This is a genomic window from Mycolicibacterium boenickei (assembly GCF_010731295.1).
GTDB lineage: Bacteria > Actinomycetota > Actinomycetes > Mycobacteriales > Mycobacteriaceae > Mycobacterium > Mycobacterium boenickei.
In genome coordinates, this window is sequence record NZ_AP022579.1 from 2,175,444 (window position 1) to 2,197,123 (window position 21,680).

24 protein-coding genes and 1 tRNA gene are annotated in these 21,680 nt (G+C 67.3%); 13 read left to right on the top strand and 12 right to left on the bottom strand.

The window, feature by feature from the left end; all coding sequences use genetic code 11:
- Positions 1-16 precede the first annotated feature (16 nt).
- Genes G6N57_RS10200 through G6N57_RS10215 form a run of 4 tightly spaced genes read left to right on the top strand, consistent with a single transcriptional unit; the run spans position 17 to position 4,033 of the window.
- Positions 17-1,141, top strand: a complete 1,125-nt coding sequence (locus G6N57_RS10200; protein WP_097925803.1) for an MCE family protein — start codon at positions 17-19, stop codon at positions 1,139-1,141.
- Entirely contained in the window at positions 1,138-2,850 is a 1,713-nt protein-coding gene (locus tag G6N57_RS10205) for an MCE family protein (protein ID WP_097925804.1), read from the top strand. Before G6N57_RS10200 ends, G6N57_RS10205 begins: the two co-directional genes overlap by 4 nt.
- Complete coding sequence (locus tag G6N57_RS10210) at positions 2,850-3,548, top strand: Rv1363c family protein (RefSeq protein WP_165777755.1); 699 nt, start codon at positions 2,850-2,852, stop codon at positions 3,546-3,548. The genes G6N57_RS10205 and G6N57_RS10210 overlap by 1 nt, the downstream gene beginning before the upstream one ends.
- Positions 3,548-4,033 (top strand): mammalian cell entry protein, encoded by a 486-nt coding sequence (locus G6N57_RS10215; RefSeq protein ID WP_077740323.1) that lies wholly within the window; start codon positions 3,548-3,550, stop codon positions 4,031-4,033. Before G6N57_RS10210 ends, G6N57_RS10215 begins: the two co-directional genes overlap by 1 nt.
- A 15-nt stretch (positions 4,034-4,048) precedes the next feature.
- On the opposite strand, the gene G6N57_RS10220 is transcribed toward G6N57_RS10215, so the two are convergent.
- The 5 genes from G6N57_RS10220 to G6N57_RS10235 form a co-directional block, all read right to left on the bottom strand.
- On the bottom strand, positions 4,049-5,500 hold the full coding sequence (locus G6N57_RS10220) for an alpha,alpha-trehalose-phosphate synthase (UDP-forming) (RefSeq protein WP_077740324.1): 1,452 nt from the start codon (positions 5,498-5,500) through the stop codon (positions 4,049-4,051).
- The gene (locus G6N57_RS31650; RefSeq protein ID WP_097925806.1) at positions 5,501-5,665 is read right to left on the bottom strand and encodes a hypothetical protein; all 165 of its coding nucleotides are present in this window, start codon (positions 5,663-5,665) and stop codon (positions 5,501-5,503) included.
- 45 nt (positions 5,666-5,710) lie between these two features.
- A complete protein-coding gene (locus tag G6N57_RS10225; protein ID WP_077741878.1) occupies positions 5,711-6,100 on the bottom strand; it encodes an intersectin-EH binding protein Ibp1 in 390 nt (129 codons plus the stop codon).
- 108 nt (positions 6,101-6,208) lie between these two features.
- Entirely contained in the window at positions 6,209-6,547 is a 339-nt protein-coding gene (locus G6N57_RS10230; RefSeq protein WP_077740325.1) for a hypothetical protein, read from the bottom strand.
- 56 nt (positions 6,548-6,603) lie between these two features.
- A complete protein-coding gene (locus G6N57_RS10235) occupies positions 6,604-6,987 on the bottom strand; it encodes an intersectin-EH binding protein Ibp1 (RefSeq protein ID WP_077740326.1) in 384 nt (127 codons plus the stop codon).
- Between the two features lie 266 nt (positions 6,988-7,253).
- Here G6N57_RS10235 and G6N57_RS10240 point away from each other — a divergent pair, with 266 nt between their 5' ends.
- Entirely contained in the window at positions 7,254-8,162 is a 909-nt protein-coding gene (locus G6N57_RS10240; protein WP_077740327.1) for an enoyl-CoA hydratase, read from the top strand.
- Positions 8,163-8,164: 2 nt separating this feature from the next.
- On the top strand, positions 8,165-9,001 hold the full coding sequence (locus tag G6N57_RS10245; protein WP_077741879.1) for an SDR family oxidoreductase: 837 nt from the start codon (positions 8,165-8,167) through the stop codon (positions 8,999-9,001).
- 7 nt (positions 9,002-9,008) lie between these two features.
- Here G6N57_RS10245 and G6N57_RS10250 read toward each other — a convergent pair whose 3' ends face one another.
- Complete coding sequence (locus G6N57_RS10250) at positions 9,009-9,896, bottom strand: NAD(P)-dependent oxidoreductase (protein ID WP_077740328.1); 888 nt, start codon at positions 9,894-9,896, stop codon at positions 9,009-9,011.
- 40 nt (positions 9,897-9,936) lie between these two features.
- Here G6N57_RS10250 and G6N57_RS10255 point away from each other — a divergent pair, with 40 nt between their 5' ends.
- Positions 9,937-10,371: a YdeI/OmpD-associated family protein gene (locus tag G6N57_RS10255; RefSeq protein WP_077740329.1), complete on the top strand. Its 435-nt coding sequence runs from the start codon at positions 9,937-9,939 to the stop codon at positions 10,369-10,371.
- Here the strand turns inward: G6N57_RS10255 and G6N57_RS10260 are convergent.
- From G6N57_RS10260 to G6N57_RS10275, 4 genes are read right to left on the bottom strand one after another with little or no spacing between them, the layout of a single operon-like run.
- Positions 10,349-10,855: a (2Fe-2S)-binding protein gene (locus tag G6N57_RS10260; RefSeq protein WP_077740330.1), complete on the bottom strand. Its 507-nt coding sequence runs from the start codon at positions 10,853-10,855 to the stop codon at positions 10,349-10,351. The genes G6N57_RS10255 and G6N57_RS10260 overlap by 23 nt on opposite strands.
- Positions 10,848-11,732: an FAD binding domain-containing protein gene (locus G6N57_RS10265; RefSeq protein ID WP_077740331.1), complete on the bottom strand. Its 885-nt coding sequence runs from the start codon at positions 11,730-11,732 to the stop codon at positions 10,848-10,850. Before G6N57_RS10265 ends, G6N57_RS10260 begins: the two co-directional genes overlap by 8 nt.
- Complete coding sequence (locus G6N57_RS10270; protein WP_077740332.1) at positions 11,729-12,430, bottom strand: SRPBCC family protein; 702 nt, start codon at positions 12,428-12,430, stop codon at positions 11,729-11,731. Before G6N57_RS10270 ends, G6N57_RS10265 begins: the two co-directional genes overlap by 4 nt.
- Before the next feature lie 2 nt (positions 12,431-12,432).
- The gene (locus tag G6N57_RS10275; protein ID WP_077740333.1) at positions 12,433-14,787 is read right to left on the bottom strand and encodes a xanthine dehydrogenase family protein molybdopterin-binding subunit; all 2,355 of its coding nucleotides are present in this window, start codon (positions 14,785-14,787) and stop codon (positions 12,433-12,435) included.
- 102 nt (positions 14,788-14,889) lie between these two features.
- Here G6N57_RS10275 and G6N57_RS10280 point away from each other — a divergent pair, with 102 nt between their 5' ends.
- From G6N57_RS10280 to G6N57_RS10305, 6 genes are all read left to right on the top strand, one after another.
- On the top strand, positions 14,890-15,555 hold the full coding sequence (locus G6N57_RS10280) for a M15 family metallopeptidase (RefSeq protein WP_077740334.1): 666 nt from the start codon (positions 14,890-14,892) through the stop codon (positions 15,553-15,555).
- A gap of 95 nt (positions 15,556-15,650) precedes the next feature.
- Positions 15,651-16,355, top strand: coding sequence for a cutinase family protein (locus G6N57_RS10285; protein ID WP_077740335.1), 705 nt, complete (start codon positions 15,651-15,653; stop codon positions 16,353-16,355).
- Between the two features lie 91 nt (positions 16,356-16,446).
- A complete protein-coding gene (locus G6N57_RS10290) occupies positions 16,447-17,592 on the top strand; it encodes a glycoside hydrolase 5 family protein (protein WP_174814474.1) in 1,146 nt (381 codons plus the stop codon).
- A 67-nt stretch (positions 17,593-17,659) separates the two neighbouring features.
- Complete coding sequence (locus G6N57_RS10295; protein WP_077740336.1) at positions 17,660-17,872, top strand: hypothetical protein; 213 nt, start codon at positions 17,660-17,662, stop codon at positions 17,870-17,872.
- Positions 17,873-17,881: 9 nt separating this feature from the next.
- Positions 17,882-20,500, top strand: a complete 2,619-nt coding sequence (locus G6N57_RS10300; RefSeq protein WP_077740337.1) for a LuxR C-terminal-related transcriptional regulator — start codon at positions 17,882-17,884, stop codon at positions 20,498-20,500.
- A gap of 120 nt (positions 20,501-20,620) precedes the next feature.
- Entirely contained in the window at positions 20,621-20,986 is a 366-nt protein-coding gene (locus G6N57_RS10305; RefSeq protein ID WP_077740338.1) for a DoxX family protein, read from the top strand.
- 167 nt (positions 20,987-21,153) lie between these two features.
- Here G6N57_RS10305 and G6N57_RS10310 read toward each other — a convergent pair whose 3' ends face one another.
- Positions 21,154-21,558, bottom strand: a complete 405-nt coding sequence (locus G6N57_RS10310) for an HNH endonuclease (RefSeq protein WP_077740339.1) — start codon at positions 21,556-21,558, stop codon at positions 21,154-21,156.
- Between the two features lie 46 nt (positions 21,559-21,604).
- Positions 21,605-21,680, bottom strand: a tRNA-Thr gene (locus G6N57_RS10315).

Genomic DNA, 21,680 nt, shown 5'->3' on the forward strand with positions numbered 1-21,680 from the left:
GATCGGCAGTGGCGCGATGCTGCTGGCCGGCTGCCAGTTCGGCGGACTCAACTCGCTCAACATGCCGGGCACCGCCGGCCACGGGTCGGGGTCCTACACGGTGACCGTGGAGTTGCCCGACGTGGCGACCCTGCCGCAGAACTCGCCGGTGATGGTCGATGACGTCACGGTGGGCAGCGTGTCCGGCCTGGATGCCATGCAGCGCCCGGATGGAACCTTCTACGCGGCGGTCCAGCTGTCTCTGGACGGTGACGTGAAGCTCCCGGCGAATGCCGTTGCGCGCGTTGCCCAGACGTCGCTCCTGGGTTCGCAGCACGTCCAGTTGTCCGAGCCGGTGGACGAACCTCCCCAGGGGCAATTGCGCGACGGGGCCAGCCTCTCGCTGTCGAAGATCAGCCGCTACCCGACCACCGAGGAAGTGTTGTCCTCGTTGGGCATGGTGGTGAACAAGGGCAATCTCGGTGCGCTGCAGGACATCACCGATGAGGCGTATGCCGCGGTGGCCGGGCGGGCCGGAAGCTTCGCCGAGCTGATCCCGCGCCTGGCCGAGCTGACCTCGTCGTTGGACCAGCAGACCAACGACATCATCGCCGCCGCCGACGGGCTGAACCGGTTCGCGTCGATCCTGGCCCGTAGCAAGGACAACCTGGGTCGCACGCTGGACACGCTGCCCGGTGCGCTGAAGGTGCTCAACGACAATCGGTCCAACATCGTCGAGGCGTTCACCGCGCTGCGCGGCTTCGCCGAGGTGGGCTCGCGCATCCTGTCGCAGACCAAGGACGATTTCGCGGCCGACATCAAGGACCTTTACCCGGTGATCAAGGCGTTCAACGACAACGCCGACGATTTCATCAAGGACCTTGAGTTCCTGCCGACATTCCCGTTCCACTACAAGTACCTGCGTAACGCGGTCCGCGGTGACTACCTGAATGTGTTCGTCACCTTCGACCTGACATTGCGCCGGTTCGGTGAGTCGATATTCACCACCGGCGGGTTCGACCCGAACATGAAGCACCTCGACGAGGTGATCAACCCGCCGGACTGGCTGACTGGACAGATGGCCAACCTGTCCGGACAGGCCGCCGACCCGTTCAAGATCCCCGCCGGAACTGCCACCCAGCACGAGGAGAAGCCGAAATGATCGACCGGCTGACCCGTATGCAGTTGATGATCTTCGGGGTCGTCACCGTTCTGACCGTCAGTGCGATCTCGCTGTTCTATCTGCATCTGCCCGCCGCCGTGGGTATCGGCACGTATCACGTCAACGCCAACTTCGTCACCGGCGGCGGGATCTACCAGAATGCCAACGTCACCTACCGCGGGGTCACGGTCGGCCGGGTTGATTCGGTCGGGCTGGCCCCCGACGGCGTGGTCGCCAGAATGCAGCTCAACAGCAGCACGGCGATTCCGGAGAACGTCACCGCGACGGTCAAGAGTGTGTCGGCCGTCGGTGAGCAGTACATCGATCTGATTCCGCCGGAGTCCCCGTCGACCGACAAGCTGCGCAACGGCGCGACCATCGATCAGCAGAACACCCGCGTGGGCCAGGACATCGCCGGCATGCTGCACGAGGCCGACACTCTGGTCAGCAGCATCGGGAACAGCCGGCTGCAGGACCTGCTGCGCGAGACATTCAAGGCGTTCAACGGATCCGGGCCGGAACTGGCGCGGCTGATCGAGTCATCGCGCCTGCTGATCGACGAGGCCAACGCCAGCTCCGGCGAGACGACCCAGCTGATCGATCAGGCCGGGCCGTTCCTGGAAGCCCAGATGCGCAGCGGTGACAACATCCGCTCGCTGGCCGACGGGCTCGCCCGGTTCACCGGCGAGGTCAACAAGGCCGACCCGCAGCTGCGTACCACGCTGAAGACCGTTCCCGGCACCACCGAGGCGGCCAACACCGCGTTCAGTGGTATCCGCCCGACCTTCCCGGTGCTGGCGGCCAACCTGGCCAACTTCGGCCGGATCGGCGTGATCTACAGCAAGTCGCTCGAGCAGGCGCTGGTGATCTTCCCGGCCCTGATGGCGGCGTTGAACACCGTGGCGGGCGGTGTTCCCACCGACGAGGGCGGCAAGCTCGACTTCAAGGTCGACCTGGGCGACGCCCCGCCGTGCCTGACTGGCTTCCTCCCGCCGACACAGACGCGGTCCCCCGCCGATCTGACGCTGCGGGATCTGCCGACCGACATGTACTGCAAGACCGCGCAGAACGATCCGGCCGTGGTGCGCGGTGCGCGTAACTATCCGTGCCAGGAGTTCCCGGGGAAGCGCGCGCCCACGGTCCAGCTGTGCCGCGACCCCAACGGCTACATCCCGGTGGGTACCAATCCGTGGCGTGGCCCGCCGGTGCCGTACGGAACCCCGATCGAGGACGGGCGCAACATCCTGCCGCCCAACAAGTTCCCGATGATCCCGCCGCAGGTCGATCCGGATCCGGGCCCGCCGGTGGTGCAACTGCCGCCGGGTGTGGAACCGGGGCCGGGCCCCGCGCCGCACGCGCCGTTCCCGCTGCCGGTGCCGCCGAACAAGCCGGGTCCGCAGCCCCCGCCGTGGCCGTACTTCGCGCCGCCGGACCAGCTCGTGCCGCCGTATGGCCGGACACCTCCGGGCGCACCCGAAGCGGCACCGGCACCGGAAGCTCCGGCGCCCGCTCCCGCACCGGCTCCGGATGCACCGTTGCCGGCCGAGGCACCACCTCTGGCCAGCGCACCCGCGACGGGCACCTACGATCAGCACAGTGGGGTCTTCGCTGACGCCGATGGCGGCACCGGTGTGTATGCAGCCGGCGCCGACAATCTGCACCCGGCGGAGACCTGGGTAGACCTGATGCTGGATCCAAGGCAGGCTTGATGACGGAAGAAACGGCCTCGAACGCGAGGCCGGCGCGTAGGCGCGCGTCCAGGGCGGCCGGCCCCACCGGGGCCGCGGCCGCGGTGGAGGTGACCGCACCCGCTGTGGCGGTCGATTCATCGACCGGCGCCGCGACCAGAGCGCCGAAGCTCACCCCGCTGAAGGCGCCGCCGCGCCGCCGTGCCAACAGCCGGCTCGTGGCGGTGGTGGCGGTCTTGGCGCTGGCAGTGGCCAGCGCCGCGCTGGGCACGCTGGCCTACGTCATGAGCGATCAGCAGCGTGGCGTCGACGACATGCAGGCCCGCAACGAGCGCTTCGTCGACACGGGCAAGCAGACCGTGATCAACATGTTCACCTACACCCAGAACACCATCGATGAGAGCGTGAAGCGCTTCATCGACGGGACCAGTGGGCCGCTGCGCGACATGATGAGTCAGGGCAACAACGCCGACAACCTCAAGGCATTGTTCCGTGATACCCAGGCCAGCTCGGAAGCCGTGGTCAACGGTGCGGCGCTGGAGAAGGTCGATGAGATCGCCAACAATGCCTCGGTGCTGGTGGCGGTGCGCGTGACAGTCAGCGACATGGACGGGGTCAATTCCCCGACCCGGCCGTACCGGCTGCGGGTGATCGTGCACGAGGACGACAACGGGCACATGACCGGATACGACCTCAAGTACCCAGACGGTGGAAATTGATGCGTTCGAAGTTCGTTGGTCTGCTGATCGGCCTCCTCACGGTGGCCTTCGTCGCGCTCGGCGCGGTCGGCGGATCGTTGTACTGGAACCGCGTGGTGCAGCGCGGCCAGGAGGTTGCCCGAGCCGAGTTGCCGGGCGTGGCGGCTGAACAGATCCCGAAGGTGTTCGGTTACGACTATCAGACCGTCGAGCGCAGTTTGACCGAAACCTATCCGCTGCTCGCCCCGGACTTCCGGCAGAAGTTCGAACAGGACGCCACCGCCAAGGTGATCCCTGAGGCACGCAAGCGTCAGCTCGTGGTCCAGATCAGTGTCGTCGGCGTCGGCGTGATGACCGCGGAACGTGAGTCGGGGTCGGTGCTGGTGTACATGAACCGCACGGTGACCGACCAGTCCCGCCAGCCGTTGTACGACGGCAGCCGGCTGCGGGTCGACTACCGCAAGATCGGCGGGAACTGGCTGATCAACGCGATCAGCCCGATCTAGCGCGCTTCCCAGCGCTCAGGCTGAATTCGCGCTTCCCAGCGCGGCCAGAAACGCGCGGGCCCAGCGGTCCACATCATGGGCCAGCACCTGCCTGCGCAGGGCCCGCATCCGCCGCTTGCCCTCTTCCGGGCTCTGCTCCAGCGCGGCCTCGATGGCGTCCTTGACGCCCTCCAGATGGTGCGGATTGATCAGATAGGCCTGACGCAGCTCGGCGGCCGCACCGGTGAATTCGGACAGCACCAACGCCCCGCCCAGGTCACTGCGGCACGCCACATACTCCTTGGCCACCAGATTCATGCCGTCGCGCAGCGGGGTGACCAGCATGACGTCGGCCGCGACGAAGAACGCGATGAGCTCGTCGCGCGGCACCGGGCGGTGCACGTAGTGCACAACGGGATGCCCGACCTCGCCGAACTCGCCGTTGATGTGCCCGACCTGACGTTCGATGTCCTCGCGCATCGCCTTGTAGCTCTCGACGCGCTCGCGGCTGGGGGTGGCCAGCTGGACCAGGACGGTGTCGTCGCGTTTGACCCGCTGCTCTTCGAGCAGCTCGGAGAACGCGCGCAGCCGGACATCGATGCCCTTGGTGTAGTCGAGTCGGTCGACGCCGAGCAGGATCTTGCGCGGGTTGCCGAGCTCGGCGCGGATCTGCCGGGCACGTTGCCGGATCGTCCGGTTGCGCGCCTTGGCGTCCAGATCGGCCGAGTCGATCGAGATCGGGAAGGCTCCGACCTTGACGGTGCGGAAGCCGTAGGAGATCTCGCCGAAGCGTGAGCGCACGCCGATCGAGGCCCGTGTGGTGTTGGCCCCGACCAGGCGCCGGGCCAGGACCAGGAAGTTCTGCGCACCGCCGGCCAGGTGGAATCCGACCAGATCGGCCCCGAGCAGGCCTTCGACGATCTCGCTGCGCCACGGCATCTGCATGAACAGCTCGACCGGCGGGAACGGAATGTGCAGGAAGAAGCCGATGGTGAGGTCGGGGCGCAGCATGCGCAGCATTTTGGGAACGAGCTGCAGCTGATAGTCCTGGATCCAGACCGTCGCATTGGGCGCGGCGGCCCGGGCTGTGGCCTCGGCGAAGCGCCGGTTCACGTCGACGTAGGCGTCCCACCACTTGCGGTGGTACACGGGCTTGACGATGAGGTCGTGGTACAGCGGCCACAGGGTGGCGTTCGAGAACCCCTCGTAGTAGTCCGCGACATCCTGCGCCGACAGCTCCACCGGGAAGAGCTGCAGGTCTTCCTCGTAGATGGGCTCTTCGCCGCTGTCGGGGATACCGGCCCAGCCGATCCACGCGCCGCGACGCTTACGCAGCAGCGGCTCGAGCGCGGTCACCAGCCCGCCGGGGCTGCGCTTCCATGTCGTGCTGCCATCCGGCAACCGCTCCATGTCGATGGGCAGCCGGTTGGCCACCACGACAAAGTCGGAGCTACCGGAGGCGGCCGTGTGGCCGCCCTCCGGACTCACTTACGCCTCGGTTTTCGAGGGCCCAATGCCGAGCATGGACAGGAACATCCGGCACTCGTCAGCGTCGGTGGCGTAGGTCGCGACGACGCGGCGGGCCTGGCTGGCGGTGCTGTCGGCGAGAGGCTCGACGTCGTCGATCTCGGCGGTTTCAGATTTCGCAGGCATGACACAACTGTATGCGACCGGGAGAGCCCCGGTCGCCCCACGCCATCAGCCGATGGAACCGTGCACTGTCGGGCTGCTGCCCACGGTGGACTCCGGGACCGGCTGCGGGCCCTGGGACTGTGCTTCCTCGGACAGGCCGATGCACTCTCCGGAGTTGGCGCCGGTGCAGGGGATGGAGCCGCCGCCGCCGGGCAGGTTGACCGAGGGCAGATCGGGGTTGGCCGGGGTGGCGCTGAACGAGCCGGGCGAGTTCGGCACGGTGTGCGGGACGCACAGGCCGCTGTAGAGGTCTTCCTCTTCACCGGACGGGCAGGCGACCGCCGGGCCGGACGACATGGGTACGGCGAAGGCTGCGATCGCAGGGGCGGTGGCTGCGGCGACCGCAAATCCACCGGCAAAGATCAGTCGTCGCATCGAGATCGGGAACGTCGCCATCGTCATTGCTTTCTCTAGGTATTCGATTGTTGTGTTGGTGGGATTGTATGGAGACTGTGAAAGATCTGCATCAGATCTACGAGTTGGCTGGGAAACCGCCCCAGACTGCTATGGGCTGGCGCTGATAGTTGAGCGCGGAATGGGTTGCGGCCCTTCGGCCTCGTCCTCCTCGGCCAGTCCGATGCACTCGCCGGCATTGTGGCCAGTGCAAGGGATCGCTCCGCCTCCCCCGGGGAGGTTGACCGCCGGCAAATCCGGATTGCCGGGGATGCCGCTGAACGGCGACGGCGAATTCGGCACCAGGAACGGGGTGCAGGTGGTCGTGTAGACGTCCTCTTCCTCACCGGACGTGCACGTCGCGTGTGCGGTCGGCGCCCCCAGCCACAGGGACAACGCACAACCGGCGCCGGCGATGGACAGCGCGGCAGCCGCGACACGTGAATTCACCTCAGCAGTCTAGGACTGCTGAGGGTTCACTGTGTGGTCTCTGCGGTGGGGCTGTGTCAGCCGATCGAACCGTGCACGGTCGGGCTGCTGCCGACCGTCGACTGCGGGACGGGCTCAGGACCCTCGGCCTGCTGCTCCTCGGCCAGTCCGATGCACTCGCCGGAGTTGGCGCCGGTGCAGGGGATGGAGCCGCCGCCGTCCGGCGCGTTCACCGCGGGCAGATCCGGATTGCCTGCGACGCTGCTGAAATTGCCGGGGGAGTTCGGCACGATGTCGGGCACGCACACGTTGGTGAAGGTGTCCTCGGTCTCCCCGTTGGGGCACGAGGCCAGTGACTGAGACGGTGTCGACAACACCGTGAGGGCGGGGGCTGCGGCGATGGCCGCGGCGATGCCTGCCGCGACGGCGAAGCGGCGGACGAAAAGCGGGGAGATGGCCATTGCCATGCTTTCTCTCGGGGGCCTTGAATGGTTTGCTGATTACCCGGCCGCGGTGGTTTGACGACGATCGATAATTCTGTCGAATCTCATCGATATCCTACGCTCTACAAGGGTAAATGGCCGTGAATTTCGTCGGCTCCGGCGCACGTCCGGTCGATACTGTGAAGCGCCTGCGCGATAGCTGTGATCCCGGTGTGAGCCCGGTTACGTGATACACGTAATGTGCAGTCTGTAACTTGCTTACCCTGCCTAAGAGGTGGTCCGAAATGGTCAGTCCCGACGACACAGCCCGCCAGGTCGAATACGAGACGCTCGACGACGGACGCATCGCCCGGATCTGGCTGAACCGACCGAATGCCCAGAACGCTCAGTCCCGGACGCTGCTGGTGCAACTCGACGAGGCGTTCGGCCGGGCAGAGGCCGACGATGCGGTCCGCGTGGTGATCCTGGCCGCGCGTGGGAAGAACTTCTCGGCGGGCCACGATCTCGGTTCCGAAGAGGCGCTGGCCGAGCGTCAGCCGGGGCCGACGCAGCACCCGACGTTCCGCTCCCACGGTGCCACCGCCGCAGGCGTCACCGAGCGGACCTATCTGCAGGAGTGGCACTTCTACTTCGAGAACACCCGGCGTTGGCGTGATCTGCGCAAGATCACCATCGCCCAGGTGCAGGGCAATGCGATCTCGGCGGCCCTCATGCTGATCTGGGCCTGCGACCTGATCGTGGCCGCCGACGACGCCAAGTTCAGTGACGTCGTCGGGGTACGGATGGGTATGCCCGGGGTCGAGTATTACGCCCACCCGTGGGAGTTCGGCGCCCGCAAGGCCAAAGAGCTGCTGCTGACCGGTGATTCGATCGATGCCGACGAGGCGTACCGGTTGGGCATGGTGTCCAAGGTGTTCGCACGCGACGAACTCGAAGACAAGACACTGGAATTCGCCCGGCGCATCGCCGAGCGGCCGACGATGGCGGCCTTGCTGGTCAAGGATTCCGTGAACGCGGCCAGCGACGCGATGGGCTTCACCGAAGCGCTGCGTCATGCCTTCCATATCCACGAACTCGGGCACGCGCACTGGGCGTCTGCCAACGAGAACCGCTGGCCGGTGGGCATGCCGCCCGATGTTCCCGACTGGCGGACGCTCGGGGCTCCCAAGCCCGCTCGGCGTGATACACCATGACCATGCAGATTTCGTTAGAGGATCGAACTTATCTGGTCACCGGTGGTGGTAGCGGCATCGGCAAGGGTGCCGCGGCTGCCATCGTCGCCGCCGGCGGCAACGCCCTGCTGATCGGGCGCAACGCCGACAAGCTGAGTGCGGCGGCCGACGAGCTCGCCGCCCAGGGACCCGGATCCGTGCGTTACGAGCCTGCCGACGTCACCAACGAGGACGAGGTCCGCCGCGCGGTCGACGTGGCCACCGCCTGGAACGGCCAACTGCACGGTGTGGTGCACAGCGCCGGTGGTTCGCTGACGATCGGCCCGATCACCCAGATCGACTCCGAACTGTGGCGCCAGACCGTTGATCTGAACGTCAACGGAACGATGTACCTGATCAAGCACGCCGGCCGGGAGATGGTCCGTGCCGGCGGCGGCTCGTTCGTCGGCATCTCATCGATCGCCTCGACCAACACCCACCGCTGGTTCGGCGCGTACGGCGTCAGCAAGGCGGCGTTCGACCATCTGCTCAAACTGGCCGCCGACGAGATGGGACCGTCCTCGGTGCGGTTCAACAGCATTCGGCCCGGGTTGACCCGGACCGAGATGGTCGGACCGGTCTTCGAGCTGCCGGCAGCCAGCGACGATTACCAGGCCTGCACACCGATGCCGCGGTTCGGTGAGGTCGAGGACATCGCCAACCTCGCGGTGTTCCTGCTCAGCGACGCCGCGGGCTGGATCACCGGCCAGTCCATCGGTGTCGACGGTGGGCACAGCCTGCGTCGCGGGCCCGACATCTCCGGGATGCTGGAGCCGCTGTACGGCGTCGACGGCCTCCGTGGAGTCGTCCCGAGCGAGTAGACGTGTGCTAGGCCGGATGCTCCCCTCCGGCCTCCCACGCGCTGAGCGCACCCGCCGCCGACCAATCCAGATCGCCGCCGCCCGTGGCCAGCAGCGTGAGAAAGCGGTCCCGCAGCAAGCTCCCGACGGGCAGCGGCACCTGTAGCTCCTCACCCGCGCTCAGTGCCAGCTTGACGTCCTTGAGGCCGAGCGTGGCGGCGAAGCCGGCCGGGCTGAACTCCTCGCGGGCCAGCAGCCCGCCATAGGTGCGGTACACCGGGGCGTCGAACAGCGTGGAGGTCAGCAGTTCCAGGTACTGCTGCTTGTCCACCCCGGCCTTGCCCACGAGAGCCATTGCCTCGCCGAGAGATTCGATCACCGAGGCGATCAGGAAGTTCCCGCTGATCTTCACCAGATTCGCGGCGCGGGGTTCCTCGCCGAGGACGAAGGTGCGTTGCCCGATCGCCTCGAACACCGGGGTCGCCGCAGCCACGGTGGCCGGGGCTCCGGCCGCGACGACGAACAACTTGGCTGCCGCGGCGGCCTCGGGCCTGCCGAACACCGGGGCGGCGACGAAACCCTGCCCGGCATCGGCATGGGCCGAGGTGAGCTGGTCGGCCAGGGCGACGCTGATCGTCGACGACGAGACGTGGACGGCGCCCTCGGACAACGAAGCGACGATGCCGTGATCGCCGAATGTGACGGCCCGGACCGCGTCGTCGTTGGCCAGCATGGTGACGACCACGTCGCCCCGACAGGCGTCGGCGACCGAGGCGGCCGGGCGGGCGCCCTGGGCGACCAGCGCGGCCACCTTGTCGGGGGAGCGGTTGTACGCAGTGACCTCGTGTCCGGCCGTGAGCAGGTTGGCGGCCATGGCCGCGCCCATGTTGCCCAGGCCGACGAATCCGATCTTCATACCTCCACTTTTACCGACTACGTTGGCGACGGGAGGCGCCATGAAGTTCTCGACAGTGATGTTCCAGGACGGCAACAACACCGGAATCGAAGTTCCCGCCGAGGTGGTGGAGGCACTGGCCGCGGGTAAACGCCCGGCTGTGGTGGTCGACGTGAACGGCTACCGGTACCGCTCGACGATCGCCCCGATGGGCGGCAAGTTCCTGATCCCGTTCAGCGCCGAGCGCCGCAGGGAGTCGGGCATCGGCGGTGGGGATGCCATCGCCGTGGAGCTGACCGTCGACGCCGAGCCGCGAACCGTGACGGTGCCCGACGATCTGCGGGCCGCCCTCGACGGGTCACCGGGCGCTGCCGAGCAGTGGGGGCGCCTGTCCTACAGCAAGCAGAAGGCACACGTCACGTCGGTGGAAGGAGCCAAGGCGGCTGAGACCCGGGCCCGTCGCATCGCGAAAGTTATTGCTGACCTAGGGGCTTGAGCTCGGTGCTGTCCTCGGCGTGGTCACAAACCCGGTGCACGGCGTTGACGATCCCCTGGTAGCCCGTGCAGCGGCAGAAGTTGCCGGAAAGCCCCTCGCGGATCTCCTCATCGGTGGGGTTCGGGTTGTCGCGCAGCATCGCGGTGATCGAGGTGACGAACCCCGGAGTGCAGAAGCCGCATTGCAGGCCGTGGCACTCCTTGAGCGCGGCCTGGACCGGGGACAGCTCCCCGTCCGGGCCTGCGATGCCCTCGACCGTCGTCACTTCCTGACCGTCCACCTGAACCGCGAACACCAGACACGAGCGGACCGCCTGCCCGTCCAGCATGACCGTGCAGGCGCCGCAGGCGCCGTGCTCGCAGCCGAGGTGGGTACCGGTGAGACCGCAGTTCTCCCGCAGGAAATCGGCCAGGGTGACGCGTGGCTCGACCACACCCTGGTAGTCCCGCCCGTTGACCGAAACCGCAACCGGCAGTTCATGCATTGAGGGCCTCCTCGGCGTGCGTGGTCGCCTGGGTCCAGGCGCGGGAAACCATGGCGGCCCCGACCCGGGCCCGGTACGAGGCCGAGCCCTGCAGATCGGAGGGAATGTCGGTGAGCTCGGACATCGCCAACCGGCCGATCTCGTCAGCGGTGATACCGCCGATCGGGGTGCCGATCACCGCCGACTCGGCCGGGGTGGCCCGCAGCGGGGTGGAGCCGAGCCCGAGCAGGCCGATACCGCAGCGGGTGATCCGATCGTCCTCATCGAGCTCGAATCCGACCACCGCACCGGCGATCGCGAAATCACCGTGGCGTCGGGCGAATTCGGCGAGTCCGAAGCCGCTGCGGCCCGATGCCACCGGGAAGTGCACGGCGGTCAGGATCTCGTCGGCGGCCAGCGCGGTCTCCCACAGGCCGGTGAAGAACTCGGCGGCGGGGATCTGACGGGTGCCGCGGGACGACGTCGCCTCGATGGTCGCGTCGAGAGCCAGCGCGACCGCCGCGTACTCGGCTGCCGGATCGGCGTGCGCGATCGCGCCGCCGAGGGTGCCGCGGCTGCGGATCTGGAAGTGGCCGATGTGCGGTGTGGCCAAGGTCAGCAGCGGCACCGAGTCGGCGATCTCGTCGTCCAGCCCCACCATCGCGTGCGGGGTCGCCGCGCCGATCCGGATCTCGTTGCCCTGCAGGGAGATGTCGTTCAGTTCAGACAGTCGCGAGATGTCGATCAGGTTCTCGAAGTGCGTCAGGCGCATGGCCAGCATCGGCACCAGGCTCTGACCACCGGCCAGGATCTTGGCGTCCTCGCCGTACTCGCCGAGCATCGCCACCGCCTCGGTGACCGTGGCGGGCCGATGGTAAGCGAAGGGGGCGGGCTTCATGACACCAACCGCAGCAGTGCGGCCTGCAGGTCCTCGGTGCTCACCCCGGTGCTCTTCCGCTTGCCGCGCCCGGCCCGGCCGACCAGGAAGCCGAGCACGCCTGCTGCGGCCACCGCGCCGATGGCCGGGGCGAATCGCTTGGCCATGGGCACCGCCATCACCTTTGCCAGGGAGAGCGCGTTGATCGGGGCGGCCTCCTGCGGGGCCTGTTCGGCTCCGGTTGCGGCCGAGCCGGTTTCAGCAGGCTTCGTCTCGCCGAGAAGTTCGGCTTCCAGGCTCTTGGCGAACTGGTCGATCAAGCTGCCTGCCACATCGGCCAGCACCCCGCGGCCGAACTGGGCGGCCTTGCCGGAGATGGCCAGATCGGTGGTCACCACCACGAGTGTGGAGTCGGCGCCCTCGTCCTTCAGTTGGGCGGTCACGATCGCTGACGCGGTGCCGTTGCCGCGGGTCTCCTTGCCGTTGGCCTTGAGCACCACCCGCTGCGCCGCCGCGTCCTTCTCCTGGAAGGTGGCATCGCCCTTGTAGGACACCGTGATCGGGCCGACCTTCACCTTGACCGCACCGGTGAAATCGTCGCCGTCGACACTGAGCAGGGTGGCGCCGGGCAGGCAGGGCGCGACGCGTTGGACGTCGGTGAGCACCTCCCAGGTTCTCGCCGCAGGTACCGCGACCCGGAATTCGTTGTTGAGCTCCACGATCAGTGATCCCTTCCTTGGTTCTCCTGCGAGCGTTCGATGGCGTCGACGATGGCCGCCGGGGTGGCGGGCAGAGTGGTGAGGGTGACGCCGAGCGGGGCCAACGCGTCGTTCACGGCGTTGATGACCGCGGGCGTCGAGCCGATGGCGCCGCCCTCACCCGCACCCTTGTATCCACCGACACCGGGTCCGGGGATCTCGACGTGGCCGTACTCGATCGTCGGGACCTCGGTGGCGGTGGGCAGCAGATAGTCGACAAAGGTTGAGGACAACGGATTTCCGGCAGCGTCGTAGGACAGCTTCTCCAGCAGGGCCCCGCCGATACCCTGCACGGTGCCGCCGGCGATCTGGCCTTCGACCACGTTGGGGTTGATCATCGGGCCGACGTCCTCGCTGACGATGTAACGCGTCAGGGTGACGTGCCCGGTGACGACATCGACCTCGCAGGTGCAGGCGTGGGTGGCGTTGGCCCAGTGGATCGGAGCTGTCGGCGGTGCGGTGTAGCGGGCGGTGGCCTCCAGCGAGGCTGACATGCCCGGCGGCAGCATCTGCGGCTCGTAATGGGCGCGGAAGGCGAGATCGGCGAAACTGACCCGCTTTTCGGGATCGTTGCGCGCAATCGCCTTCGACCCGCCGAGTTCGATCTCGGATTCCTCGACCTCGAGGCGGGCCGCGGCCATCGCGACGAGCTGTTGGCGCAAGATGGTGCCCGCCTCGTTGACCGCACCCGCGGTCATCGGGGCGCTGCGGCTGCCCTGGGTGCCGGCACCGTAGGGCGTCACCGCGGTGTCGCCCTGGATGGTCGCGACATCGTCGATGTCGGCGCCCAGGGCGTCGGCGGTGAGCTGAATGACGGTGGTTTCCAGGCTGTTTCCGGTGGACCCGCCGTTGACGTAGACGTTGATCTTGCCGGTCGGCTCCATCCGGATGGTGCAGCCCTCGCTGGCCAGGTGGCCGGTGGCCGCCCCGGTCGGCTCGATGTATGCGGAGAAGCCCAGGCCCAGATAGCGGCCCTGGGCCAGCGCCTCGGCCTGCTCCTTGCGGAAGCCCTCGTGGTCGAGGATCTTGACGGCCTGCTCGAAGGTCTCGATCGGGGCGACGTGGTCATAAGGCATGCCGTTGGGGTTGAAATACGGCATCTCGTCGCGGCGGAGCAGATTCTTGCGTCGCAGCTCGACGGGGTCCATGCCCATCTTGCGCGCGGCGATGTCGAGAAGTATTTCGCGGGTAAGCGTTTCGTACTGCCACGGCCCGCGGTAGGCATGCAGGCCCGCGGTGTTGGAGAACACCGTCTTGTAGTTGAAGCTGGCCTTGGGCACCCGGTACGGGCCGGGGAAGAACATGCCGATGGCCGCGGTGGTCAGCACCGGATACGGGGTCGGGTACGAGCCCACGTCCTGGATGAAGTCGATGTCGGCGGCCAGGATGGTGCCATCGTCGTCGAACGCCATGCGCACGTCGCCGTCGACGTGGCGGGACTGGCCGGCCGACATCAGGTTCTCGCGGCGGTCCTCGATCCATTTCAGCGCGGCCGGTACGCGCCGGGCAGCCAGCATGATGCACATGTCCTCGCGCATCGGGACGACCTTCTGGCCGAACCCGCCGCCGGTGTCGCGCATGATGACCCGCACGTGCTGGGCGGGGATACCGAGCAGCCGGGCCGCGAACGCGCGCAGTTCGTGCGGCGTCTGGGTGGAGGCCCAGATGGTCAGCTCGCCGGAGGTTGCCGACCACTCGGTGACCATGCCTCGCGTCTCGATCGGCACCGGCACGTGCATCTGCTGGTAGATGTGCTCTTTCACCACGTGCGCGGCGGAGCCGAAGACCTCTTCGTCCGGCGGCATGCCTGCCATACCTCCGGCGTTGTTGTCCGGGAAGGCTTCGTGGACCGACACCTCGGACGTCAGCGCCTGCCGGAAGTCGGCGATGGCGGGCAGCGGCTCGTAGTCGACGTCGACCAGGTCGACGGCATCCTCGGCGATGTAGCGGCTCTCGGCGATGACCAGGGCCACCGGATCTCCGACGAACTTCACCTCGCCCTCGGCCAGGGGCGGCCGCGGAGTGTCGGGGACATCCTTGCCCGCGACGGCGTGCCAGGCCTCCTTGACCTCGGGGTTCAGGTCGGCTGCGGTCAGCACCGCATGTACCCCGGGAAGGGCCAGGGCTGCGGTGGCGTCGATGCCGGTGAACTTGGCGTGCGCGTAGGGGCTGCGGACGAAGCAGGCGTGCAGCATGCCGGGCCGGCTGATGTCGTCGACGTACGTGCCACGCCCGGTGAGCAGGCGGGTGTCCTCGACCCGCTCGACCCGTCTGCCGGCATAGCGGGTTGCGACGGTCTCCGGTACGGCTGACGCCATAGGATCGCTCCAATCCGTCGGTTACTTCTGCGCGTAAGCAAATGGCCGCCGGAGGCTCCGGCGCCTGATCAAGAGTGTGGTTATCGTACATCGGAAAGCAATATGCCTGAAGAAGAGAGTGTCATTTCCGCAGCAAGCCGGCTGGTGGCGGCCACGCTACTGACGGCCGCGGCCGTCGCCGTTCCGGTGGTCGGGGCGCCTGCGGCGTTCGCGAGGCCGGCGGCCGAAGCCGGGCTGGTCGACGTGCGCACCGTGGTTCCCGACGCGGTGATCGACCTGCGGTATGCGACGAGCGACAACTTCGTCGGCCAGCGGCTCTACCCACCCGGGGCGCCGTGTCTGGTGCACGAGTCGATGGCCCCCGGCCTATCGGCCGCCGCCGCGGCGCTCCGACCGCAGACCCTGGTGTTCTGGGACTGCTATCGACCGCACGAGGTGCAGGTCAAGATGTTCGAGGTGGTGTCCAATCCCAACTGGGTGGCCCGGCCGTCGGCGTACGCGCGCAGCCACGAGGCCGGCCGCTCGGTGGACGTCACGATCGCCGGCGGTGGCTCTCTCCTCGACATGGGAACCGGGTTCGACGACTTCACGCCGCGCAGTCTGGCCTACGCGACCGACGGGATCAGCCCTGCCGCGCAAGCCAACCGGACCCGATTGCGTGAGGCGATGGCCGCCGGCGGGCTGACCGTGTACTCGGGGGAGTGGTGGCATTTCGACGGGCCGGGCGCAGCCGATCCGCGGCCGTACCTGGACGTACCGTTGCAATAGTTCCGTCCGTAACCAAACGGGCTGTATCCGGGTTTGGAATGTGTCAGCATGGGGAACCGTAACGTTCGTCACGATCCGGTAGGCGTGGAGTCGAAATGAACGTCTTCAAATTGTTCCAGGGCGCGGTGCTGATCGCCGCCTGCGCCGCCCCCATTGCACCCATGCCCGTCGCGTCGGCGCAGCCACCGTGCCCCGACGTCGAGGTGGTGTTCGCCCGAGGCACCTATGAGCCGCCCGGCGTCGGTGGCCCGGGACAGTCCTTCGTGGACGCACTGCGGGCACGGGTCGGGGAGCGTTCGGTCGAGGTGTATCCGGTGAACTATCAGGCCAGCGGAAATTTCGGTGACCGCATCGAGTTCGCCCGAACGGTGGTCGACGGCATCCGGGATGCGTCCGACCACATCAAGGCGACGGCCAGGGACTGTCCCAAGACGAAGGTGGTCCTGGGCGGCTACTCCCAGGGTGCCGTGGTAGCCGGCTACACCACCGCGGCAACTGTGCCGGACGGTATCCCGGCCGAGTACAAGCAATACATCCCCGCGCCCATGGCGCCTGAGGTCGCCGACCACGTGGCCTCGGTGGTGCTGCTCGGCACGCCGTCCGACGAGTTCATGCGTGACATCGGCGCACCGCAGATGGTCATCGGTCCCCGCTACAAGGACAAGACCATCGAGTTGTGCGAGCCCGGTGACACCATCTGCGACGGAACACCCGCCGGGGTTCCCAACTTCGCGCACACGGCTTATGTGCTCAACGGTATGCCGGGCCAGGCCGCTGACTTCACGGTCGGCCGGCTCTGACGGTGCCGAGTTGATAACAATCTGAAACCTCAATGGTTGCAATGTCATCCGTGAGCAAGGGTTCTTTGCTGAGCCACACTATGTTCACTAAGTGCACCGTCGAACGGCCCTCAAGATCCCGCTGGTACTGGCAGCAGCAGCGGCTCTACCCCAGGTACTGGCCCCACTTCCGGTGATCCCGCGCGCCGGCGCGGCGCCCGGCCAATGGCCGGTCGAGCGGGCCAACGCGTGGTACCAGGCGCAGGGCTGGCTGGTCGGCACCAACTTCATCACGTCGAACGCGATCAACCAGATCGAGATGTTCTCGCCGGGCACCTACGATGCGCGACGCATCGACAGTGAGCTCGGGGCGTGCCGGCTCCTCGGGTTCAACACCGTCCGGGTCTTCCTGCACGATCTGCTGTGGGCGCAGGATCGTGCCGGATTCCAAAGCAGGCTGGCCAATTTCGTCGGGATCGCGGCGCGTCAGGGAATCAAGCCGCTGTTCGTGTTCTTCGATTCGTGCTGGGACCCGAACCCTCAGCTCGGCGCGCAACGGGCCCCGACGCCCGGCGTGCACAACTCGGGCTGGGTGCAGAGCCCGGGAGCGCAGCGCATCGACGATCCCCGCTACCGGCCCGTCCTGCGTGATTACGTGGTCGGTGTGATGAGCCAGTTCCGCAACGACAACCGGGTGCTGGGCTGGGATCTGTGGAACGAGCCGGACAATCCCGCCAAGCAGTACCGCAAGGTCGAACGCAAGGACAAGATCGATGCCGTGGGCGGTCTGCTGCCGCAGGTGTTCGCCTGGGCGCGCTCGGTCAATGCCGTGCAGCCGCTGACCAGTGGCGTCTGGCAGGGCAGCTGGGATCGCGGAAGCCGCAGCGAGATGGACAGCTTTCAACTCGACAACTCCGACGTCATCTCGTTCCACTCCTATGCCGGCCCCGCCGAATTCGAGGCTCGCATAGCCGAACTCGCCCCGCTGGGCCGGCCGATCCTGTGCACGGAATACCTGGCCCGGGATCAGGGCAGCACGGTCGAGGGCGTGCTGCCCGTCGCCAAGCGACACAACGTCGGCGCCTACAGCTGGGGGTTGGTGGCAGGCAAGACCCAGACTTACTTCCCGTGGGACTCCTGGGACAAGCCCTACACCAAGGTGCCGAACGTGTGGTTCAGCGACCTGCTGCAACCCGATGGACGGCCCTACAAGGACAGCGAGTACCAAACCCTGCGGAAGCTGACCACCCGGGTCTGACCGCGCCGCGTGACTGGGGTAGCGGATTACCCCAGTGTCACCCCCGAGCCGCGGTCAGTCTGGGTTGATGGCAATCGATGCGGATCGGGTCGGTGCGCTTGAGCGGTTGCCGTTGCCGTACGCGATGGCGTTGCGCTTGCGCGCGGCAGGGATTGCCGACGACGTGATCGCCGAATGCCTCGGGCTCGCACCGGAGGCACTGCCGATGTTCATGCGGGTGGCCGAGGCCAAACTTGCGGCCGCGCGCGGACAGCCTTCGCAAGACGGTTGCGACGGTTAGACTCTGGCCGTGATCGGCCGGTGGCCGCTGGTGGGGCGCTCTGAGGAGCTGCAGGTGATCGCTGACGCGCTGCGGGCGCCTGCCGACCGGGCTCGCGGCATCGTGCTGTCGGGTGCCGCCGGGGTGGGCAAGACGCGCATCGCGCGAGAGGCTGTGGCGCAATGTGTTCCGCGCGTGACGACCCGGCGGTGGATCGTCGGCACCGCATCGGCACGCAGCGTCCCGCTCGGTGCGTTCGCCGACGTCGCCAGTGACTTCGGCCCGGACCCGCTGCGCCGGGTACGTGAGGTGATAGACGGGCTGACCGGGCCCGAAGGAGACGGGGAGGTGGTGGTCGGGGTCGATGATGCGCATCTGCTGGATGAGCTCTCGGCCTTCACGGTTCATCAGCTGGTCACCCGCCGGCTGGCCACCGTCATCGTCACCATCCGCTCGGGAGAATCCGCCCCCGACGCCATCACCGCGATCTGGAAAGACCAGCACCTGGAACGCCTGGAATTACAGCCGTTGTCGCCGTCGGAGATCGTGACACTCGTCGAAAGCGTCCTGGACGGGCCAGTGGAATCGTTTACCGCACAGCGTCTTTGGCAGTACACCCAGGGCAATGTGCTTTACCTGCGGCACCTGCTCGAAAGCGAGGTCGACGCCGGTCGCTTCGCCCGGCGTTCGGGGATGTGGCTGTGGGACGGCAGGCCGCGGCTCTCACCGACCCTCACCGAACTGCTCGAGGCGAGGATCGCGCAGGTATCCGCGCCCGTTCGGGAAGTTCTCGACACCCTCACCGTGGCCGAGCCGCTGGAAACCGATGTGCTGGCCGCGGTCACCGATGCCGACGCGGTGGCCGAGGCGGAAACGCTCGGCCTGGTTACCGTCGACGCCGGTACCCAACCGGAGTCCGTGCGGCTCGCGCACCCGCTTCTCGGCGAGGTCCGCCGCACGGGATCCCTTCAACTGCGACGGTTACGTGGCCGGATCGCCACCGAACTCGCTCGAAGAGATTCGAGTGATCCGCGAGACCTCGTGCGACGTGCGGTGCTCGTCATCGAATCGGATCTCGCACCGCACGCCGGGCTGCTCGTCGCCGCGGCGTCAGCGGCCATGCAGCTGCTGGACCTTCCACTCGCCGAGATGCTGGCCCAACGGGCCGCGGCCGCCGGCGGCGGCGTCGAGGCCAAACTCGTGTACGCGATGGCGATCACCTGGCAGGAACGGACCGAGGAGGCCGAGGACGTCCTTGCCGAGCTGGCCGGCCAGACGGCCGGGCCGGACCGGATCCGGGTCGCGACCCTGCGGGCGTTCAATCTCGCCGCCGCGCAGGGCCGGGCGATCGGCGCCGAAGCGGAACTGCATGTCCTGCCCGCCGATGACGAAGGCGCACAGGCGATCTCCAGTGCTTTCGGGGCGTTGATCGACTTGGTCCGGGGACGGGCGGCGAGTGCTTTGGAGCGGGCCGAGACTGTACTCGCGGACTCGCCGGACAATGACATCGCCTTCATGCTGGTGACCTGGGCCGTCATCACCGGTGCGGGTGACCTCGGACGTATCGACGGGATCGAGTCGGCGGCAGACGCGGGCTACCGCCGCGCCGAGATGTCGGCGGAGGTCTCGCACCTGCGGATGCCGCTGGCCGTGCTGCAAGGCATCGCGTATCGACTCGCGGGTGCGCTGCCGTCCTTGACTGCCGCGATCGCCCGCATCCGGCGCGACACCATCGACGTGCCCTTCCAGCAGGCCTGGCACAGCTTCCTGGCCGGCCTGTCGGCGATGAGTCAGGGCGATCTCGCCGCCGCGCAACGCGCGCTGCACGAAACGATCGGTCGCTTGGAAGGCAGCGGGGGCAAGCAGATAAAGGGCTTCGCCCTGTCGTGGTCGGCAACCGTCGCCGGCATGGCCGGCAAGCCGGCCGAGGCGCGTCGCGCGCTGGACGACCTGGAAGCGCTGCACTGGTGGGACGGTGACGCGTGCGAATGGGACGCCGAGAAGTCCATCGCCGAGGCCTGGGTCTGTGCCGCTGAAGGTGCTGTCTCGCAAGCAGTGTCGATCGTTCGGGAGATGGCGATCAGTGAAGCCGCGCGCGGACGGGCCGCCTGGGAAGTGGTACTCCTGCAGACCGCGACACAGTTCGGCGACGCCACCACTGCGGCACGGCTGGCTGAACTCGCCGAACGGGTGCAGGGTCCCCGGGCCTCGGCTGCCGCCTCGCACGCCGCCGCGCTCGCTGCGGGCAGCGGGGAAGGGCTGCTTGCCGCTTCCCGGCGATACGAGGCGTTCGGCGATCGGGTAGCAGCCGCCGACGCCGCAGCGCACGCCGTCATAGCGCATCAACGAGCCGGCTTGCGCGGTGCGGCATTGAGTGCCGCCGCCGTGGCCGAGCGGCTGGCGGACGAATGCCACGGTGCACTCACGCCCGCGTTGCGTGCCGTGGCGACACCGCAACCGTTCACGGGACGACAGCGAGAGGTCATCTCGCTTGCCGCCCAAGGGTTGTCGAACAAAGCGATCGCCGACCGGTTGACGATGTCGGTGCGCTCCGTCGAAGGCCACCTGTTTCGGGCGTCCCAGCGCGTGGGGGCGAACAGCCGTGAGCAGTTGATCGCGATCCTGCGGGGAAGCTCAGCGCATTCCTGAATTTCGTCTCTTGCCAATCCAGACGATCCGGCACGGCACTTCGTGACAGTGGCGCGCTGTCACAACCGGGCGCTCTCCCTCGTCAACGGTCTAGATAACCAAGACAGAAGGGATACGACCATGAACATCGCGTTATGGAGCGCCCAACTGGTGCTGGCCGCGGTATTCGCCGTCTCCGGCACCGCGAAACTCACGATGGCGCGGCAGCGACTGCTGGACACCGGTCAAACCGGCGTGGCCATGTTCCCCATGCCCGTCGTCCGTTTCACCGCCGGGATGGAGCTTCTGGCGGTGATCGGGCTGATTGCGCCCGGGCTTACCGGTATCGGTGCGGCGCTGACCCCATTGGCGGCCGCTGGATTGTGCGTCGTGATGGTCGGCGCTGCCTGGGCGCACAGCCGGTTACACGAACCGCGCAGCGTCCTGATCAACACCGTCCTGTTTGCCCTGGCGGCGTTCGTGATGATCGGCCGGGGACTGGTCTGAGACCGATCATCGGCCGTCGCCGTTGGGTTTCACTGCGCGGCCCTCCCGGTACAGCACGAGCGCCAAGAAGAACACAGCAAAACCGAAGTAGTAGAACTGGTTTGCCGTGCCCGCGTGGTTCTGAATGAGTCGCAGTCCGAATCCCAGCATTGCGAATGCGGTGGCACTCAGAACGACTGTCCGTTGGCGTAGCGCTCACGGCGGTAGTAGCGCCCATTGCCGCGGTTGCGGGCTTTGTACGTCGGTAATTGCGAGTCGCAGTTCGGGCAGACCAGGCGCAGGTTTTCCCGTCGATTGTTGGTCGGGTTTCCATCGATGTGGTCCATGACCAACGTCAGAGGAAGGTCCTGCCAGACGCTCGTTGCGCCGCAGATCGCGCAGCAGCCCGATTGAGCGTCGGCGATGTAGTCCCGGACGTAGTGACCGGGGTGGCTGTTGATACGTGCCTCGCCGGATTCGAGCCACTGTTTCGTCCAGGCGTCGCGACGGGCTGCTGCCTGACACGCATTACCGCAGTAGACCTTCTGGCTGCGCTTCGAAAGTGGTGAACCGCAACCGCGACAGAGCCTCATGGATTGAAGCTACGAGGAGGCACCGACAAGCGGCCGCCGCCAATGTTGGAGCCCCCGGTCGGGATTGAACCGACGACTTTCGCTTTACAAGAGCGACGCTCTAGCCACTGAGCTACGGAGGC

Excerpts from the sequence above, each read along its gene's own strand:
- G6N57_RS10200 (WP_097925803.1), top strand. The coding sequence starts at position 17 with ATGCTGCTGGCCGGCTGCCAGTTCGGCGGACTCAACTCGCTCAACATG.
- G6N57_RS10205 (WP_097925804.1), top strand. The coding sequence starts at position 1,138 with ATGATCGACCGGCTGACCCGTATGCAGTTGATGATCTTCGGGGTCGTC.
- G6N57_RS10210 (WP_165777755.1), top strand. The coding sequence starts at position 2,850 with ATGACGGAAGAAACGGCCTCGAACGCGAGGCCGGCGCGTAGGCGCGCG.
- G6N57_RS10215 (WP_077740323.1), top strand. The coding sequence starts at position 3,548 with ATGCGTTCGAAGTTCGTTGGTCTGCTGATCGGCCTCCTCACGGTGGCC.
- G6N57_RS31650 (WP_097925806.1), bottom strand. The coding sequence starts at position 5,665 with ATGCCTGCGAAATCTGAAACCGCCGAGATCGACGACGTCGAGCCTCTC.
- G6N57_RS10225 (WP_077741878.1), bottom strand. The coding sequence starts at position 6,100 with ATGGCGACGTTCCCGATCTCGATGCGACGACTGATCTTTGCCGGTGGA.
- G6N57_RS10235 (WP_077740326.1), bottom strand. The coding sequence starts at position 6,987 with ATGGCCATCTCCCCGCTTTTCGTCCGCCGCTTCGCCGTCGCGGCAGGC.
- G6N57_RS10240 (WP_077740327.1), top strand. The coding sequence starts at position 7,254 with ATGGTCAGTCCCGACGACACAGCCCGCCAGGTCGAATACGAGACGCTC.
- G6N57_RS10245 (WP_077741879.1), top strand. The coding sequence starts at position 8,165 with ATGCAGATTTCGTTAGAGGATCGAACTTATCTGGTCACCGGTGGTGGT.
- G6N57_RS10250 (WP_077740328.1), bottom strand. The coding sequence starts at position 9,896 with ATGAAGATCGGATTCGTCGGCCTGGGCAACATGGGCGCGGCCATGGCC.
- G6N57_RS10255 (WP_077740329.1), top strand. The coding sequence starts at position 9,937 with ATGAAGTTCTCGACAGTGATGTTCCAGGACGGCAACAACACCGGAATC.
- G6N57_RS10260 (WP_077740330.1), bottom strand. The coding sequence starts at position 10,855 with ATGCATGAACTGCCGGTTGCGGTTTCGGTCAACGGGCGGGACTACCAG.
- G6N57_RS10265 (WP_077740331.1), bottom strand. The coding sequence starts at position 11,732 with ATGAAGCCCGCCCCCTTCGCTTACCATCGGCCCGCCACGGTCACCGAG.
- G6N57_RS10275 (WP_077740333.1), bottom strand. The coding sequence starts at position 14,787 with ATGGCGTCAGCCGTACCGGAGACCGTCGCAACCCGCTATGCCGGCAGA.
- G6N57_RS10280 (WP_077740334.1), top strand. The coding sequence starts at position 14,890 with ATGCCTGAAGAAGAGAGTGTCATTTCCGCAGCAAGCCGGCTGGTGGCG.
- G6N57_RS10285 (WP_077740335.1), top strand. The coding sequence starts at position 15,651 with ATGAACGTCTTCAAATTGTTCCAGGGCGCGGTGCTGATCGCCGCCTGC.
- G6N57_RS10295 (WP_077740336.1), top strand. The coding sequence starts at position 17,660 with ATGGCAATCGATGCGGATCGGGTCGGTGCGCTTGAGCGGTTGCCGTTG.
- G6N57_RS10305 (WP_077740338.1), top strand. The coding sequence starts at position 20,621 with ATGAACATCGCGTTATGGAGCGCCCAACTGGTGCTGGCCGCGGTATTC.
- G6N57_RS10310 (WP_077740339.1), bottom strand. The coding sequence starts at position 21,558 with ATGAGGCTCTGTCGCGGTTGCGGTTCACCACTTTCGAAGCGCAGCCAG.